Source organism: Clostridium sp. AM27-28, from assembly GCF_003480955.1.
GTDB lineage: Bacteria > Bacillota > Clostridia > Lachnospirales > Lachnospiraceae > Otoolea > Otoolea fessa.
Genome location: NZ_QUJT01000002.1, coordinates 30614 through 47303 on the forward strand (window position 1 = coordinate 30614; position 16690 = coordinate 47303).

At 49.6% G+C, this 16690-nt stretch carries 14 protein-coding genes; 11 read left to right on the top strand and 3 right to left on the bottom strand.

Features of this window, described 5'->3' with window-relative positions:
* Window positions 1-201 precede the first annotated feature (201 nt).
* The gene (locus DW720_RS02870; RefSeq protein ID WP_107000661.1) at window positions 202-1329 is read right to left on the bottom strand and encodes a carbohydrate kinase family protein; all 1128 of its coding nucleotides are present in this window, start codon (window positions 1327-1329) and stop codon (window positions 202-204) included.
* A gap of 353 nt (window positions 1330-1682) precedes the next feature.
* Between DW720_RS02870 and DW720_RS02875 the strand changes: the two genes are divergently transcribed.
* From DW720_RS02875 to hisD, 7 genes are all read left to right on the top strand, one after another.
* The gene (locus tag DW720_RS02875; protein WP_118524391.1) at window positions 1683-2504 is read left to right on the top strand and encodes a TraX family protein; all 822 of its coding nucleotides are present in this window, start codon (window positions 1683-1685) and stop codon (window positions 2502-2504) included.
* 191 nt (window positions 2505-2695) lie between these two features.
* The gene (locus tag DW720_RS15905; RefSeq protein WP_243022514.1) at window positions 2696-3031 is read left to right on the top strand and encodes a FeoA family protein; all 336 of its coding nucleotides are present in this window, start codon (window positions 2696-2698) and stop codon (window positions 3029-3031) included.
* A gap of 94 nt (window positions 3032-3125) precedes the next feature.
* Entirely contained in the window at window positions 3126-3350 is a 225-nt protein-coding gene (locus DW720_RS02885; protein ID WP_022359013.1) for a ferrous iron transport protein A, read from the top strand.
* 32 nt (window positions 3351-3382) lie between these two features.
* Window positions 3383-5566 carry a ferrous iron transport protein B gene (feoB, locus tag DW720_RS02890; RefSeq protein ID WP_118538194.1) on the top strand — a complete coding sequence of 728 codons (2184 nt, stop codon included), beginning with the start codon at window positions 3383-3385 and terminating at the stop codon, window positions 5564-5566.
* Between the two features lie 201 nt (window positions 5567-5767).
* Window positions 5768-5923, top strand: coding sequence for a hypothetical protein (locus tag DW720_RS15675; RefSeq protein WP_022359011.1), 156 nt, complete (start codon window positions 5768-5770; stop codon window positions 5921-5923).
* Window positions 5920-6339, top strand: coding sequence for a heavy metal-associated domain-containing protein (locus DW720_RS02895; protein WP_107000658.1), 420 nt, complete (start codon window positions 5920-5922; stop codon window positions 6337-6339). The genes DW720_RS15675 and DW720_RS02895 overlap by 4 nt, the downstream gene beginning before the upstream one ends.
* 265 nt (window positions 6340-6604) lie before the next feature.
* The gene (hisD, locus tag DW720_RS02900; protein WP_333549865.1) at window positions 6605-7867 is read left to right on the top strand and encodes a histidinol dehydrogenase; all 1263 of its coding nucleotides are present in this window, start codon (window positions 6605-6607) and stop codon (window positions 7865-7867) included.
* 92 nt (window positions 7868-7959) lie between these two features.
* Here hisD and DW720_RS02905 read toward each other — a convergent pair whose 3' ends face one another.
* Both DW720_RS02905 and DW720_RS02910 read right to left on the bottom strand, forming a co-directional pair.
* Entirely contained in the window at window positions 7960-8439 is a 480-nt protein-coding gene (locus DW720_RS02905; protein ID WP_022359008.1) for an S-ribosylhomocysteine lyase, read from the bottom strand.
* 69 nt (window positions 8440-8508) lie between these two features.
* On the bottom strand, window positions 8509-8790 hold the full coding sequence (locus DW720_RS02910) for a hypothetical protein (RefSeq protein WP_118570535.1): 282 nt from the start codon (window positions 8788-8790) through the stop codon (window positions 8509-8511).
* A gap of 442 nt (window positions 8791-9232) precedes the next feature.
* Here DW720_RS02910 and DW720_RS02915 point away from each other — a divergent pair, with 442 nt between their 5' ends.
* The 4 genes from DW720_RS02915 (at window position 9233) to DW720_RS02930 (ending at window position 16605) form a co-directional block, all read left to right on the top strand.
* Window positions 9233-10345, top strand: coding sequence for a carbamoyl phosphate synthase small subunit (locus tag DW720_RS02915; RefSeq protein WP_118293832.1), 1113 nt, complete (start codon window positions 9233-9235; stop codon window positions 10343-10345).
* On the top strand, window positions 10336-13632 hold the full coding sequence (gene carB, locus DW720_RS02920; RefSeq protein ID WP_118471382.1) for a carbamoyl-phosphate synthase large subunit: 3297 nt from the start codon (window positions 10336-10338) through the stop codon (window positions 13630-13632). Before DW720_RS02915 ends, carB begins: the two co-directional genes overlap by 10 nt.
* A gap of 149 nt (window positions 13633-13781) precedes the next feature.
* A complete protein-coding gene (locus DW720_RS02925; protein ID WP_118749249.1) occupies window positions 13782-15401 on the top strand; it encodes a CTP synthase in 1620 nt (539 codons plus the stop codon).
* Window positions 15402-15420: 19 nt separating this feature from the next.
* A complete protein-coding gene (locus DW720_RS02930; RefSeq protein WP_107000653.1) occupies window positions 15421-16605 on the top strand; it encodes an LL-diaminopimelate aminotransferase in 1185 nt (394 codons plus the stop codon).
* Window positions 16606-16690 lie beyond the last annotated feature (85 nt).

A 16690-nucleotide genomic window follows, 5' to 3' on the forward strand; every position in this document is an offset into this window, starting at 1 on the left:
TTTGTAACTGTTCACAGGTAGGAATTTTCTGAACTGAAAATTCCGTACGATACAGTTTCGGCAGCAGATTTTGCCGATTTGGAATGCGTAGCATCGGCAAAATCCCGTTGCTGGGCACACGTGTGTGAACAGTAACGTACTTTTCTCCTGAAATGATGGCTGCAATTCACGCTGTGCTATTTAACAGTACTTAAAAAAATATTATAGAGCTTCAAAAAAAGCATCGGTCAATTTCTGTATATTCAGATACGGGTTCTCATAATCAAAACTACGCATCCGTCCCTTGGCAGCCAGAACACCGAGCTGGATCGGCTCAGCGATATCCGAATTGAGCCGATCATCGAGCATACCGCTGATGAAACCGCCGGCAAAGGAATCACCGGCGCCGGTATCGTTGTTTAACTGGTACTGGTAGAGCTTTTTGTGGCGGACTGTGCGGATCTGACATACGCCGTCCTTAAAATGGATCAGCTCATGGCGGTCATCGTGCTTGACAATGAGGGTGCGGGTGGGATCCGGGTTGATCGCAGAAAAATACTCACAGAGGTTCGCGTAGAGCGGACGGGCGCTGCGGGCATTGAAGCCGAGGTTTTTCTTTTCGGATTTATTTAAGAAAACATAATCGGCATATGCGATCAGTGGCTGTAAGCGCTCACGGCGCAGCGATGTATACTCAAAACCAGGATCCATGCTGACTTTCATGGCAGGATTTAAATGTTTTGCCTGGATGACCGATTGCATGATTGCCTCGAATTGGTCGAAATCAGACAGAGATGACAGGTGGATCCAGCGCGCCTGCGCGAGGTACTCCGCCAGTGTGGTTCCCGTCCGGGCTTCCTGTTCATGGATGCGGTCTAAGAGAGTGTTGTTGGCACACGGCGCGATCTTGATGCAATTGCGCGTGTGATTATAAAGGCGGACAATCGATTTGGCAATCGCTTTGGAATATGGATCGTCGAAGCGCTCGCGCGTGGTAAACAGCCAGTCACGGTTATCCAGGTGCGCCAGCTCGGCGTCAATGTCATTTGTCTTGCCGAAGCGCAGATCGAATGGACTGGGCGTGCCGCACACGCCGACGTAAGCGACCTGCAGGTTAGGGAGAATATGCTTTGCCACTTTCAGGGTGATGAAAGCAGAACCGCCGATCTGGGTTGTGTATTCCTTGCCTTTTATCGCCAGCTCCTGAATATCGTTTTCCACATCGGAAATCGGGTTGCTTAAGTTCTCGTCGCCTCCACCGGCGGATGTCTCCACCAGATCAAGCCCGGTGCAGTGAAACATATAGTCATAATTGATAGCGCCAATGCAAATAATATCTAAACCTGCCATGAGATTCTACCTCTTTTGTCCGTGTATTTTTTAGTATTTAAAATGAAGAGCGGTGCGGGATTTTTGCTTTTTCAGCAGGATCTCGCACCAGCACCATTTACAGAATATAACACGGTTTTTCGTTTGTCAAATAAAATGTAAAATTAGTGTAAAAAAGACGCGGAAAAGTGCCGAAAAGCCTTTATTTATAAGAAAAAACTACATTTTTTATTAGAGAAAATAAAGAAAAAAGATGGGGAGAAAGAGTGGAAAATGAGAATGGGAAAATAGGGGAGATGGAGAAAAAGGGAATGGAAAAGTGCGGATGGACAGCGGGTGAAATGTTCAGTATAATTTGATGGAATAGAGATAGAATGGACAGGAAACGAAGGGAGGAGAGTGCGATAAAAGATCGAATCAAGGAAAAGCAGAATGAGAAATCAGAGGGGATGGAAAGAGTGGTTTTAACCCGCCTCCATCTCAGCGCCTCCGCCCTTAAATATTTAGCACTCCTGGCGATGACGGCAGACCACATTGCGGTGATCTGCAGACCGGTTCCGGGATTCCGGACATTTGGGGATCTGGCGTTTCCATTGTTCGCCTTTTTATTAGTAGAAGGTTTTTTTCACACGCGGGATCGCAGATGTTATGGACGGAGGCTGCTTTTGGCGGCGGTTGTGTCGGAGATTCCGTATGATCTGGCATTTTCCGGACGGTGGATGGATGCACAGCACCAGAATGTCTGCCTGACCTTTTTTCTGGCGCTGGTTGCGATGGAGCTGTTAGAGCGGTATGGAAACGGTATCTGGGAGAAGCTGGTGCTAACGGCAGTGTTCTGTACGCTGACAGAAGCGGCGGGAGCAGACGGCGGCGCATGGGGGATGGGAATGGTGCTGGCATTTTATTTTTGTGTAATAGGAAATTCCTTGGAATTCCCTATTACACAAAAAGGCACTAACGTGCCAAGGAACATTCTTTTTCATGAGAAAACGGCAGGGGTGTTTATGAAGATAATCGTTGCCGTTCTCATCGGAGCGTTCGCGTGGCAGGAACCCCTCTGGGTGCTGGCGCTCACGGCTGTCTGCTTCATGTTATATGATGGCTCCAGAGGTCGGAGCAGATTTCGTTCCTTCTTTTATGTCTATTATCCGGCGCATCTTTTGACGCTGTATTTTGTGGGAAAATGGCTGGGATGACTTTTATCCTATGGGAATTTTTGACAATTTTCGGGCGTAAAACACGCCCTTTTTTTATTTCCAGGTCAGGCAAAAAAACTTGACAATAAAGTTAGCATATGCTAACCTTATGTATGGGTTAGGAGAAACTAATGAAAATTAGTCTCATCTAATGAAAATTAGCTCTCTCTAACAACTGTTAGCAGGCACTAATGAAAATTAATGTACGCGAATCAATTAGATTACCGGCAGATGAAAACAGCCGTTTCCGCCAAGTGAGACATCATGACGGGCAGAAGGTGGAAAAACAGAGGAAGGAGAATCGTATGCAGGGAGCAATGCCGATTTCGATGGCAACCGTAGGAACCGCCTATACGATCAAAAAGATCAGCGGAAACACAGAGGTTCGTTCTCATTTAAAATCCATGGGATTTAACGAGGGAACCGAAGTAAAATTGATAACCCAGCTGGACGGAGACGTGATTATTCACGTAAAGGAGTCCAGAGTGGCTATAAATAAGGATCAGGCAAGACACATTCTGATCTAAGACAAGGGAATGGGGATATTCCGGAGCAGGTTGTATGGTAGAAAAGCAGACGGAATCCCGAGTAAAAAATTGGAATGGTTAGGAGGAACAGAGAATGACGCTTAAAGATGCACAGGTTGGATCTACCGTCAAAGTTGTCAAGATTCATGGCGAAGGCGCATACAAACGCCGCATCATGGATATGGGCATCACGAAGGGAAGCGAGATTTTTATTCGAAAAGTAGCTCCGCTGGGCGACCCGGTAGAGGTTACGATTCGTGGATATGAGCTTTCACTTCGTAAAGCCGATGCTGAGTGCGTAGATGTTCAGACAGTTTAATAAGTTTGATTAAAAAAGCAGGAGGATGAAAAATGGCAATTCATATTGCTTTGGCGGGTAACCCGAACTGCGGTAAAACAACCATGTTTAACGCACTGACGGGTGCAAACCAGTATGTAGGTAACTGGCCGGGTGTTACAGTTGAGAAGAAAACCGGTAAATTAAAAGATGCTTCGGGAGAAGAGGTAAATGTAACGGACCTTCCAGGAGTTTATTCCCTTTCTCCGTATACACTGGAGGAAGTTGTAACCCGTGATTTTATCTTAAAAGAGAATCCGGATGTCATCGTAGACTTAGTCGATGCAACCAACATTGAGCGTAACCTGTATCTGACCACACAGCTGATCGAGACAGGTATTCCGGTTGTTATCGCTTTAAATATGTGCGATCTTCTGAAGAAGAACGGCATCAACATTGATGTAAAGGCACTGTCCAAGAAACTTGGCTGCCCGATCATTGAGACTTCCGCGCTGAAGAAAACCGGTCTAAAGGAAGTTATTGCAGAGGCAATCAAAGTTGCAAAGAGCCATGCAACAGGCACTGTAAGCGCTATTTTCGAGGGCAGCGTAGAGGATAAAGTAAGCGCAATCGAGGCAGAGCTTCCGTCCAGCATTCCGGAAGCAGAGAAGAGATGGTACGCAATCAAAGTTCTCGAGAATGACAGCAAGGTTGTAGAGCAGCTTGGTCTTAGTGCAGACAACCGTTTCTCCCGTTACACCAAGGAGCTGGAGAAAGAGTTTGATGATGACGCTGAGTCCGTTATCACTGACCAGAGATATGTATACATCCAGAAGGTTATCGAGGAGACCGTAAAGAAACCGGCTCAGAAGATGAGTCTTTCGGATAAGATCGATAGCATCGTAACCAACCGTTTACTTGGTATTCCGATCTTTGTTCTTGTTATGTGGGCGGTTTACTATGTATCCGTTACTACCGTTGGTACATTCGTAACAGACTGGACCAATGATACATTTGTTGGCGCAATTCAGGGCTGGGCTGGCGATGCACTGGCAGCAGCAGGCGCTTCTGACCTGATTGTAAGCCTTGTAGTGGATGGTATCATCGGCGGTGTTGGTGCCGTTCTTGGTTTCGTTCCGCAGATGGCTATCCTGTTCCTCTTCCTTTCCATTCTGGAAGATTGTGGTTACATGGTACGTATCGCATTCGTTATGGACCGTGTATTCCGTCACTTCGGATTGTCCGGTAAGAGCTTCATCCCGCTGCTGATTTCTTCTGGCTGCGGCGTTCCTGGTATCATGGCGTCCAAGACCATCGAGCAGGACAACGACAGACGTCTTACCATCATGACAGCAACCTTCGTTCCGTGTGGTGCGAAGCTGCCGGTTATCGCTCTGATGGGCGGCGTTATGGCTGGTTATATGAGCGGCGACATGGATCTGGCTACTATGATGGCTCCGATCATGTACTTTGTAGGTATCGCTGCGGTTCTTGTATCCGCGATCATGTTAAAGAAGACCAAACCGTTCTCCGGCAAACCAGCTCCGTTCGTTATGGAGCTTCCGGCGTACCACATTCCGTCCGCTAAGACCGTTCTCCTTCATGTTTGGGAGCGTCTGAAGGGATTCATCATCAAGGCTGGTACAATCCTGTTCCTGGCTTGCGTTGTTATGTGGTTCCTGTCCTCCTTCGGATTTGTAGACGGTGGATTTGGTCTGGTAGAAGAATCTGCTGATTCTATCCTGGCTATGCTGGGCGGCGCTATCGCAATCCTGTTCCGTCCGCTTGGTTTCGGCGAGTGGCAGCCGGTTGCAGCTTCCATCACTGGTTTCACAGCAAAAGAGGCTATCGTTTCCACCATGGGCGTTCTGGCAAATGTATCCGAGGATCTGTCTGAGGAGACCGATGTCGTAGCAGCAGCAATCCAGACATGGTTCCCGACAACCATCGCAGCCTTTACATTCCTGCTGTTCAACCTGCTTGACTCTCCGTGTCTGGCAGCTATCGCAACGATGGCACAGCAGCTCCAGTCCAGAAAATGGTTCTGGTTCGCTATCCTGTATCAGAATCTCTTCGCTTACGCTGTATCCCTGATTGTATATCAGTTAGGTGGTCTGGTACTTGGCGCAGTTGCATTCAACGTATGGACTATCGTGGCAGCAGTCCTTTTGGTATTCATGCTCTTCATGCTGTTCCGTCCGGATCCATACAAGGATCAGAAGAGCTACACAAGAAGCTCTGTAGAGGCAGCTTCATAAGTTAGTTTCTAAATGAAAAATAAAACAGGTTCTGCCGTCCGGCCGGTGGTTTTGCGTTTCCGCTGACCGGGCATCGGCAGGTGCCTGTAATCATAAGTGATAAAATTAATCCTTTATAAGGCTGCCTCGGATAGCAGGATGAAAGTCTGCTGTTTGGAGGCAGCTTTATTCGATTTCAAAAAAGAAAAGGAGAAAGCATAGATGGGAGATTCATCCGGCTCCATGTTTTATGGTGTGATTGGTTTTCTGGTAGTTTATTTTGTAGGATATTTTATCTGCCGTGTGTATGATAAAATAAAAAAGATACTCCGAAGCCATTCATCGAAAAGTCAGAGAAGAGAGGACGATAACGTATGAGACCGATTGATATTGGAATTTTAATTGTAGTAGCGATTTTGCTTTTGCTGGCATTACGTTCGGCGATCCGTCATTACACGGGAAAGGGCGGCGGATGCTGCGGATGCTCCGGTGGAAGCTGCGGTTCCTGCGGCAGCGATGGGAATGCTGGTGCGCGCGGCGAAGATCTTTCCAAGAAAGCGGTTACAGCGGGTACCCCGTCCAAGATCATGCGGATCGAGGGTATGCACTGTGCAAACTGCAAGAAATCCGTTGAAAAAGCCCTGACCGCCCAGAACGGCGTCATCCGTGCAGATGCGGACGTAGACAGAGGCATTGCCCGCGTGTTCTATGAGAATGGCGTGGACGATGCGAAGCTGCAGGAAGCGGTTGAAAAAGAGGGATTTGTGGTTAAGAATATTGAGACGGTTGTCTAAGAGAAAAAGTGTGATCCTGTTCTGGTGTTACTGTTCACGCAAACGTGCCCAGTAACGGAATTTGCCGTGGCTTCGCATTTAAATACGGCAAATTCCTGCTGCCACCACGTTTTCTTACGGCACTTTCGGTTCCAAAAGTGCCTACCCGTGTACAGTAACGTTCTGGTTTCAGATGTGCTGGATAGGTTTATTTTGTATCGCAAAATAAAAAGACTTGTGGTATACTTGGAAAAAATGATAAAACTTATACAGAGAGGCAGAACGTATGATCAAGATTATAAAAGAAGCACAGGTTCGAAGCGAGGAAGATAATCGGAATCTGCGAGAGACCGTGGCGGGGATTATTGGTGAGGTCCGGGGGCGCGGGGACGCGGCTCTGAGGGAGTACAATGAGAAGTTTGACGGATGTACCCGTGAATCGCTGCGGGTCAGCCGGGAGGAGATTGATGCGGCTTATAAGGAGCTGGGCGAGCAGGAGCTGGCGGATCTGAAAGCGGCGCATCACAATATTGAGGCATTTGCGAACGCGCAGAGGCAGACAGTGAAACCCCTTGACAATTTCAGCCCAGAGCCGGGGGTCTTTTTAGGACACCGCATCATTCCGGTGGAGTCCTGCTGCTGTTATGTGCCGGGCGGCAATTATCCACTGTATTCCACGGCACTGATGTTAGCGACTCCGGCGAAGGCAGCGGGAGTAAAACGTATCACCGCCTGCTCTCCGGTAGTGCGGGGAACGGGTCATATTAACGCCAAGACACTGGTTGCGATGGATCTGGCTGGCGTGGATGAGATCTACGCACTGGGCGGCGCACAGGCGATCGCAGCATTTTCCTATGGAACTGAGAGCATCAAGCCGGTGGATATTATTGTAGGACCGGGTAACCGCTTCGTAACCGAGGCGAAACGTCAGTGCTACGGGCAGGTCGGCATCGACTTTGTAGCCGGACCGAGCGAGGTCCTGGTAATTGCGGACGGAAAAGCGAGTGCGAAGGTTGTAGCTGCCGATCTGCTGGCACAGTCCGAGCATGATGTCAATGCGAAAGGCATTCTTCTGACAACGGATGAGGCATTTGGAAAGAGCGTGATTGAGGCGGTAGAGGAAGAGCTGAAGATTCTGGATACGGCAAAGATTGCGAGACAGTCCTGGGATACGTTTGGAGAGATCGGCGTGGTAGACAGCCTGGACGAGGCAGTTCAGTATGCGAATGAGTATGCACCGGAGCATCTGGAGATCAACGTGGAAGATCCGGATGCACTGATTCCGAAGCTGGTTAATTACGGCTCCCTGTTTATCGGTCAGAATACGGCGGAGGTATTTGGTGATTATGCTTCCGGAACCAACCACACACTTCCGACTCTTCGGGCGGCACGTTATACCGGTGGCGTCTGGGTTGGTACATTCTTAAAGACCTGTACCCACCAGAGCATGACCCCGGAGGCATCCGCGCGGATCGCACCGCTTGTATCGCGTATGGCGCATGGAGAAGGATTATCTGGACATGCAGCGGCTGCGGATGCAAGAAAATAGGGAAAATAGAAAATAATAGAATAAAACCCTCAGATGTTGCAGCATCTGGGGGTTTTGGTGTTTCAAAGCATACCGCCTGCCATTCTTGTCTCTTATTCCGGATAAACCAGTCTCTCCGGACCAATTCCATCTAAGACTTCGCGCAGAAAGCGGTCAGCCAGCCAGTTTGCCATCGGCAGGTTCATATCGAGGTAGTTGCCGCAATCTTTTGCACAAGCACCCGGAACCTCGTCTTTGTAGTCGCGCATGAAAGTAAAGAGCCCTTTCATCAGCGGCACGATCTCCTCGGATGTCAGGTCGCCTGCGAGAAGCAGGTAGAAGCCGGTGCGGCAGCCCATCGGTCCGAAGTAGAGGACGCGGTCTTTCCACTCCTCGTTATTTCGCAGCCAGGTGGCAGCCAGGTGCTCGATGGTGTGAACCTCCGCCGTATTCATGACTGGCTCATAGTTGGGGCGTGTCATGCGGATATCAAAGGTGGTGATGACCTGATCGCCCACGCGATCCTTACGGGATACATAGACGCCAGGGAGCAGTTTCAGATGGTCGATAGTAAAACTGGTAATTTTATCCATAAAAAAATACCTCCTAAATCAAAAATGCCTGTCCTTATTATATAAAGAAACAGGCATAAGAACAAGCACTTATTTTTTTGCAGTCTTAAAAACGCGGAAGCCAGCTACTACATTTAAAGCAAGAAACGCAGGAATACAGATAGACTCAATAGAGGGATAGATATCCTGGATACCGCTGATATCCTGAGTCATCATGCGAAGATTGATGTCATGAAGGGAAAGCAGCAGAAAGAGTGCAAAGCAGGCATAACTGCCAAGCGTAAGGATGTATGCCATAGTTTTACCTGTAAAAAAAGCAAGAATGGCAAGTAAAAAGCTTAGTGGGAATAAAACTAAAAGAAAGAGACTCATAAATCAATACCTCCTGTTAAGTAATAGAGACAGTATACAGGATGGAATAGACAACCGTGTTACTTATTCCTTAATAAATCCTTACATATGTATACTTGATGTTTGCATAATAAATAAAAATGAAAAACAATAGGCAGAAATGCATAAAAATGCATAAATGACGTATAAAACATAAAAAAATGTATAAAAAATCTCTTGACGCATAGAACTTTCCTATGCTATAATCTTTCAGAATATGAACAAGGGCGTTCATGGGCTTAGGCTCATGGACGCCTTTGTTGCAGAATCAGACAATTTATAAAATATGTCTCTAATGATGTAAAAAACGCATCTGAGGAAAAACAGATTTGCTCAAATGTGAGGCTATTGAGAATGAAAAAGTAAACTGCCTGCATGAAGCTATTCACAGGCGGGGTACGAGAGAGAAAGGAATGGTGACCAGATGGAGAAACCGGTATATCTTCTGTTGGAAAACGGCGACTATTTTGAGGGAAAAAGCTTTGGCGCTCCTTTACGTGAAGTGACCGGAGAAGTCGTATTCACAACCGGTATGACAGGATACCTTGAGACGATCACAGATCCCAGCTATTTTGGACAGATTGTCGTTCAGACATTTCCGTTAATCGGAAACTACGGAGTGATTCCGCAGGACTTCGAGAATGAAGAGGTATATTTATCAGCCTATATCGTAAAAGAGTGGTGTCAGGAACCTTCCAACTTCAGATGCAGTGGGGATCTTGACACCTTTTTTAAAGAAAGAAACATCCCGGGCGTCTATGGAATCGATACGAGAAAGCTGGCAAAAACCATTCGTGAATCCGGTTCGATGAACGGCTGGCTGACCGAGGTGAAGCCGCCGTATGACGCGAAAAAGCTGGAGGAAGTGAAAAACTTCCACATTACAAAGGCGGTTGAAACCGTTACACCAAAGAAATGTGAGATCAAACCGGCGGATGAGAAAGAAGAGTTCCAGATTGTGCTCTGGGATTTCGGCGCAAAGGAAAATATCATCCGCGAGCTGACCAGGCGCGGATGCCGCGTGGCTGACCTTCCGGCAGGTACGACGGCGGAGGAGATTCTTAAGATGAATCCGGACGGAATCATGCTTTCCAACGGTCCAGGCAACCCAGAGGACAACCCGGAGATCATCGAGGAGATCCGAAAGATTACGAAGGCTGGAAAACCGATGTTCGGCATCTGCCTGGGACACCAGCTGCTGGCGATTGCCAAGGGTGCGAAGACTGGAAAGATGAAATTCGGTCACAGAGGTGCGAACCAGCCGGTCAAGGATCTGACCACCGGACGCGTCTACATCAGCAGCCAGAACCACGGCTATGAGGTACTGCGCGATACGCTGCCGGAGGGCGCGGAGGAGACATTTATCAATGTCAACGACGGCACCTGCGAGGGCATCACCTACCACGATATGCCGGCATTTACCGTCCAGTTTCATCCGGAGGCGTGTGCAGGTCCGAAGGATACGGAAGAGCTGTTTGGGCGTTTCATTCAGATGATGAGAGATTATAAGGAAAAGGAGGGCGCGTCATGCCGTTAAATAAATCCCTGAAAAAAGTTATGGTAATCGGTTCCGGCCCTATCGTCATCGGTCAGGCGGCAGAGTTTGACTATGCAGGAACGCAGGCGTGCCGGGCTTTAAAAGAGGAAGGTCTGGAGGTCGTTTTAGTAAACTCCAACCCGGCAACCATCATGACGGACAGCGCCATTGCGGATCACGTATACATCGAGCCGCTGACCCTGGAATTTGTCAAGAGAATCATTGAAAAAGAGAAGCCTGACAGCATCCTGTCCACCCTGGGCGGACAGACCGGACTGACACTGTCCATGGAGCTTGCCAAAGAAGGTTTCTTAAAGAGCCACAATGTAACGCTTCTCGGCGCGTCCCCGGAGACCATCGATAAGGCGGAGGACCGCCAGTGCTTTAAAGACACGATGGAAGCTATCGGTGAGCCGGTCATTCCGTCCAAGGTTGTCACCACCATTGAGGATGCGCTTGATTTTGCCGAGGTTATTTCTTACCCGGTTATCGTGCGTCCGGCCTTTACCCTGGGCGGTACCGGCGGCGGTATTGCGGCAAATAAAGAAGAGCTTTACAACATCGCGGAGGCGGGTATCCGCCTGTCACCGATCAATCAGATTCTGGTTGAGAAATGTATTTCCGGATGGAAGGAGATCGAGTTTGAGGTAATGCGCGATGCCATCGGCAACGAGATTACGGTCTGCTCGATGGAAAACTTTGACCCGGTCGGCGTCCACACCGGCGACTCCATTGTTATCGCACCGGCTGTGACGCTGGCGGATAAGGAATACCAGATGCTTCGTTCTGCAGCGCTGAATATTATCCAGGCGATGGGCATCGAGGGCGGCTGCAACTGCCAGTTTGCGCTGAATCCGGAGAGCTTTGAATATGCCGTTATCGAGGTAAACCCGCGTGTATCCCGTTCTTCCGCCCTTGCTTCGAAAGCAACCGGATATCCGATTGCCCGCGTGGCAACCAAGATTGCGATCGGTTATCATCTGGACGAGATCCCGAACGAGGTAACCGGCGAGACGATGGCATGCTTCGAGCCGGCCCTTGACTATGTAACGGTTAAATTCCCGAAATGGCCATTTGATAAATTCGTTTACGGACGCCGGAAGCTGGGTACCCAGATGAAGGCAACCGGCGAGGTTATGGCGATCGGCCGCAACTTTGAGCAGGCGCTCATGAAAGCAGTCCGCGGCGCAGAGATCTCCCAGAACAGCCTGAACATGAAGAAACTAGCGCCGATGAGTGTGGAAGAGCTGAGAGAAAAAATTCTGGCGCAGGATGACGAGCGTCTGTTTGCAATCTATGAGAGCTTCAAGCGCGGCGTGACCGTTGCCGAGATTCATGAGCTGACCAAGATCGACGAGTGGTTCTTAAATAAACTGATGCATATCCTGTCCCTGGAACGCCGGATGCAGTCTGAGACTCTGAGCGATGCGCTTTATATGGAAGCCAAACAGAACGGATTCCCGGATGCAGTCATCAAGGAGATGACCGGGCTTTCGGAAATCAAGCATGTTCCGGCATGCTACCGCATGGTTGATACCTGCAGCGCTGAGTTTACGGCAAGCACCCCTTACTTCTACAGCACCTTCGGCGAGGAAGATGAGGCAGAAGAATTTATTAAAGAGAATGCAAGCGGAAAACCGGTTGTTATGGTATTTGGTTCCGGTCCGATCCGTATCGGTCAGGGTATCGAGTTCGATTTCGCCTCTGTTCACTGCGTATGGTCGTTAAAGAGAGCCGGTTATGAGGTTGTCATCGTAAATAACAACCCGGAGACCGTTTCCACCGACTTCAACGTAGCAGACCGTCTGTATTTTGAGCCGCTGACACCGGAGGATGTGCTGGATATTATCCGGATCGAGAAGCCGATCGGCGCAGTTGTGGCCTTTGGCGGACAGACAGCGATCCGTCTGACAAAATGCCTTGTAGAGAACAATATTCCGGTTCTCGGCACTCCGGCAGACAGCATCGATATGGCGGAGGATCGCGGACGTTTCGCAGCCCTGCTGAAAAAATTAAATATGAAACAGGCAGCGGGTCAGACCGTTTACACTGAGGATGAGGCAATCCAGGCGGCAAATCATCTGGGCTATCCGGTTCTGATGCGTCCGAGCTATGTATTAGGCGGCCAAAACATGATTATCGCCTACAACGACGCCGATATTCATGAGTATATGAAGATCATTCTCTCACACAAGATTGAGAATGCGATCCTGATTGATAAATACCTGATGGGTACCGAGCTGGAGGTCGACGCGATCTGCGACGGCGAAACGGTTCTGATTCCGGGTATCATGGAGCACATCGAGCGTGCGGGCGTCCATTCCGGCGACTCCATCGCGGTATATCCGGCATTTATGCTGACCGAGAGCCAGAAAGACCGTCTGGTGGATTATTCCATCCGTCTGGCGCTGTCCATGAATACGAAAGGTCTGATCAATATCCAGTATGTCCTGCATGAGGATACGATCTATATCATCGAGGTCAACCCGCGTTCGTCCCGTACCGTGCCGTACATCAGCAAGGTAACTGGCGTGCCGATGGTCGATCTGGCAACCCGCATCATGATGGGCGAGAAGCTGGCTGACATGGGCTACGAGACAGGTCTGTATCCGTGCTCTCCGTACTACGCAGTCAAGGTTCCGGTCTTCTCCTTTGAGAAGCTGTCCAACGTAGATACACAGCTCGGACCGGAAATGAAATCGACCGGCGAGGTACTGGGTATCGCCCGGACGATGGAGGAAGCGCTGTTCAAAGGCCTGGTAGCAGCCGGATATACGATGAAGCGCGAGGGCGGCGTCTTAATCAGTGTCCGCGATACCGATAAGAGCGACCTGCGCGAGCTGGTCAAAGAGTACGTGGCGATGGGATTCCACATCTACGCGACCTCCGGTACTGCAAGCCGGTTAAACAGCGTTGGCATTTCTTCAACGTTAGTCAAGAAGCCGAAGGAAGCCAAAGAGGGCGAGGAGACGACCATTTCCCTGCTGGAAGAAGGAAAGATCAGCTATGTAATTTCCACTTCCAAGACGGGACGCCAGCCGGGACGCGACAGTGTCCGCCTGAGAAGAAAGGCGGTCGAGCTTGGTATTCCGTGCCTGACATCGCTTGATACCGCGGCTGTCCTGGCGCTGACCCTGGAAAGCCAGTACAACGAGGACAACGTTGAACTGGTAGATATCGCGCACATTGCACATGGTGCAGCCGCTAGAAAAGAGCTGAGCCAGATGGAAAAACCGGAAGAAATCCAGATTCCGGGTTATGTGCTTCAGGAGCATGAGAACGACTAAAAAGAACGATGGTCTGCATGGATTCTGCGTTTTGAGGGTTGCGGAATCCGTGCAGGCTGAAATCTTTTGCGAAGGCAAAATTTGACAGAATCATATATGACGGAAAAAGTGGATTAATATTTTAAAGAAAGGAAGAGGAGGAAAAGCAGATGGCAAAATTTATTTTTGTGACAGGCGGTGTTGTATCAGGATTGGGGAAGGGTATTACAGCAGCGTCTCTGGGACGTCTTTTGAAGGCACGGGGATTTAAGGTGGCAGCGCAGAAGCTGGATCCATATATCAACGTCGATCCGGGAACCATGAGCCCGTATCAGCACGGCGAAGTATTCGTAACAAACGACGGTGCGGAGACGGATCTGGATTTGGGACATTATGAGCGTTTTATAGATGAAGATTTAAACCGTTATTCTAATCTGACGACCGGTAAGGTCTACTGGAATGTGTTAAATAAAGAGCGCCGCGGCGAATATCTGGGCGAGACGGTACAGGTAATTCCACATATCACAAATGAGATAAAATCATTTATCTATTCCGTGCAGGAAAAGACCGATGCGGACATCGTTATCACAGAGATCGGCGGAACAACCGGCGATATTGAGTCACAGCCGTTCCTGGAAGCCATCCGCCAGGTGTCCTGCGAGGCGGGACGCAGCAACTGCCTCTTCATCCATGTAACCCTGATTCCGTATCTGGAATCTTCCGGCGAGCATAAATCCAAACCGACCCAGCATTCAGTCAAACAGCTGCAGTCCTTCGGCATCATGCCGGATATCATCGTGGCGCGCTGTGACCGTCCGGTGGACGATCCGTCTATTTTCCGCAAGATCGCACTGTTCTGCAACGTCAAAGAGGACTGCGTCATCGAGAACCTGACCCTTCCGGTTCTCTACGAGGCGCCGATCATGCTGGAGGAAGCAGGACTTGCCAAGATCGTGCTTCGCGAGCTGGGCATCGAGAAAGCGCCGCAGGAGTGCGATCTGACGGAGTGGAAACATATGCTGGACCGCATCAAGAACAGCCGCAAGACAGTCAAGATTTCCCTGGTCGGCAAGTACGTCAAACTGCACGACTCCTATCTGTCGATCGTAGAATCCCTGCACCATGCCGGATGGGAAAATGGCGCGCAGGTGGAGATCAACTGGGTGGATAGTGAGACGATCACTCCGGAGACGGCACCGGAAATCCTGGGCGGTTCAACCGGTATCATCGTGCCGGGCGGCTTCGGCATCCGAGGCATCGAGGGCATGATTGCGGCAGCGGATTATGCGAGAAGAAACAATATCCCGTACTTTGGCATCTGCCTTGGTATGCAGATCGCGGCGATCGCATTTGCCAGAGGCGTGTTAGGCTATGAGGATGCGAACTCCACCGAGTTTGCGCCGGACAGCAAGCATCCGGTCATTGCCCTGATGGAAGAGCAGATGGATCTGGCTGACATGGGCGGAACGATGCGTCTGGGTGCATATCCGTGCCGCATCAGTCCGGATACGCTGATGATGAAAGCGTATAGAAAAGGTCTGATCGAGGAGAGACATCGCCATCGTTATGAATTTAACAACAAGTTCCGGGAAGTTTATATGGAGCATGGCGCTATCTTTTCCGGACAGTCTCCGGACGGTACGCTGGTAGAGGCGATGGAGATTCCGGGACATCCGTTCTATCTGGGAGTTCAGTACCATCCGGAGTTCAAGAGCCGCCCGAACCGCGCACATCCGATCTTTAGGGAGTTTGTGAAAGCGGCTCTGGAGGTAAAGGAAAAAAATTCTTAAAATATGGAGAAAATAAAGTATGAAGATCAACGAAAACTATAAAAATCTGGAAGAAAGCTATCTGTTTTCTACCATTGCTAAAAAAGTAGATGAATACACCAAAGCCCATCCAGAGGCAAAAGTAATCAAAATGGGTATCGGTGACGTAACCCTTCCGATCTGCCAGAAAGCAGCTGACGCATTTGCAAAAGCAGCTATGGAGCAGGGCAAGGCGGCTACGTTCCATGGATATGGTCCGGAGCAGGGATATGATTTTCTGCGCGTAGCAGTTCAGAAGTATTATGCGTCCTTTCAGGTTGAGGTGGCGGCGGAGGATATATTCATCAGCGACGGCGCGAAGAGTGATGTCGGAAATATCCTCGATCTCTTTGATGCGGACAACACGGTCCTGATCCCGGATCCGGTATACCCGGTTTACATGGATACGAACGTGATGGCAGGCAGAAAGATCGTATTTATGGATGCCAATGTGGAAAATGGCTTTCTTCCGATGCCTCCGAAGGGACAGAAAGCGGATATTATTTATCTCTGCTCCCCGAACAACCCGACTGGCGGTGTGTACAACCGTGAGCAGTTAAAAGAGTGGGTTGACTATGCGAACGAGCAGGATGCGATTCTTTTATTTGATGCGGCGTATGAGTCCTTCGTAGCAGATCCGGCGCTTCCGAGAAGTATTTTTGAGATTGAGGGCGCCAAGACCTGCGCGATCGAGTTCTGCTCCCTTTCGAAGCTGGCAAGCTTTACCGGAACCCGCTGTGGCTATACCGTGGTTCCGTCTGAATTAGAGCGCGGTGGTTCTTCCATCCGCAAGATGTGGCTGCGCCGCCAGACAACCAAGTTTAACGGCGTTTCCTACCCGGTACAGCGCGCCGCAGAGGCAGCTCTTTCACCGGAGGGCATGGCACAGTGCCGCGAGCACCTGGACGTATACCGCACCAATGCGAAGATCATGACCGAGACCTTAAAAGAGCTTGGCATCTGGCACATCGGCGGCGAAAATTCACCGTACATCTGGATGCAGTGCCCGAACGGCATGAAATCCTGGGAGTTTTTCGACGATCTGCTTGCCAAGGCAAATGTGGTCGGCACACCGGGCAGCGGATTTGGTAAGAATGGAGAAGGATTCTTCCGTCTGACTGCATTTGGTACGACTGCGAATACAAAAGAGGCAATGGAGCGGATCAAGAAGGTTTACGGAAAATAAATAGCTCTATTTTATAAATAAGGGGGCTGGTGCATCTGGGGCATTGTTATCCTACGCACCGTCCCTTTTTTGCTGAAGCAGGGAG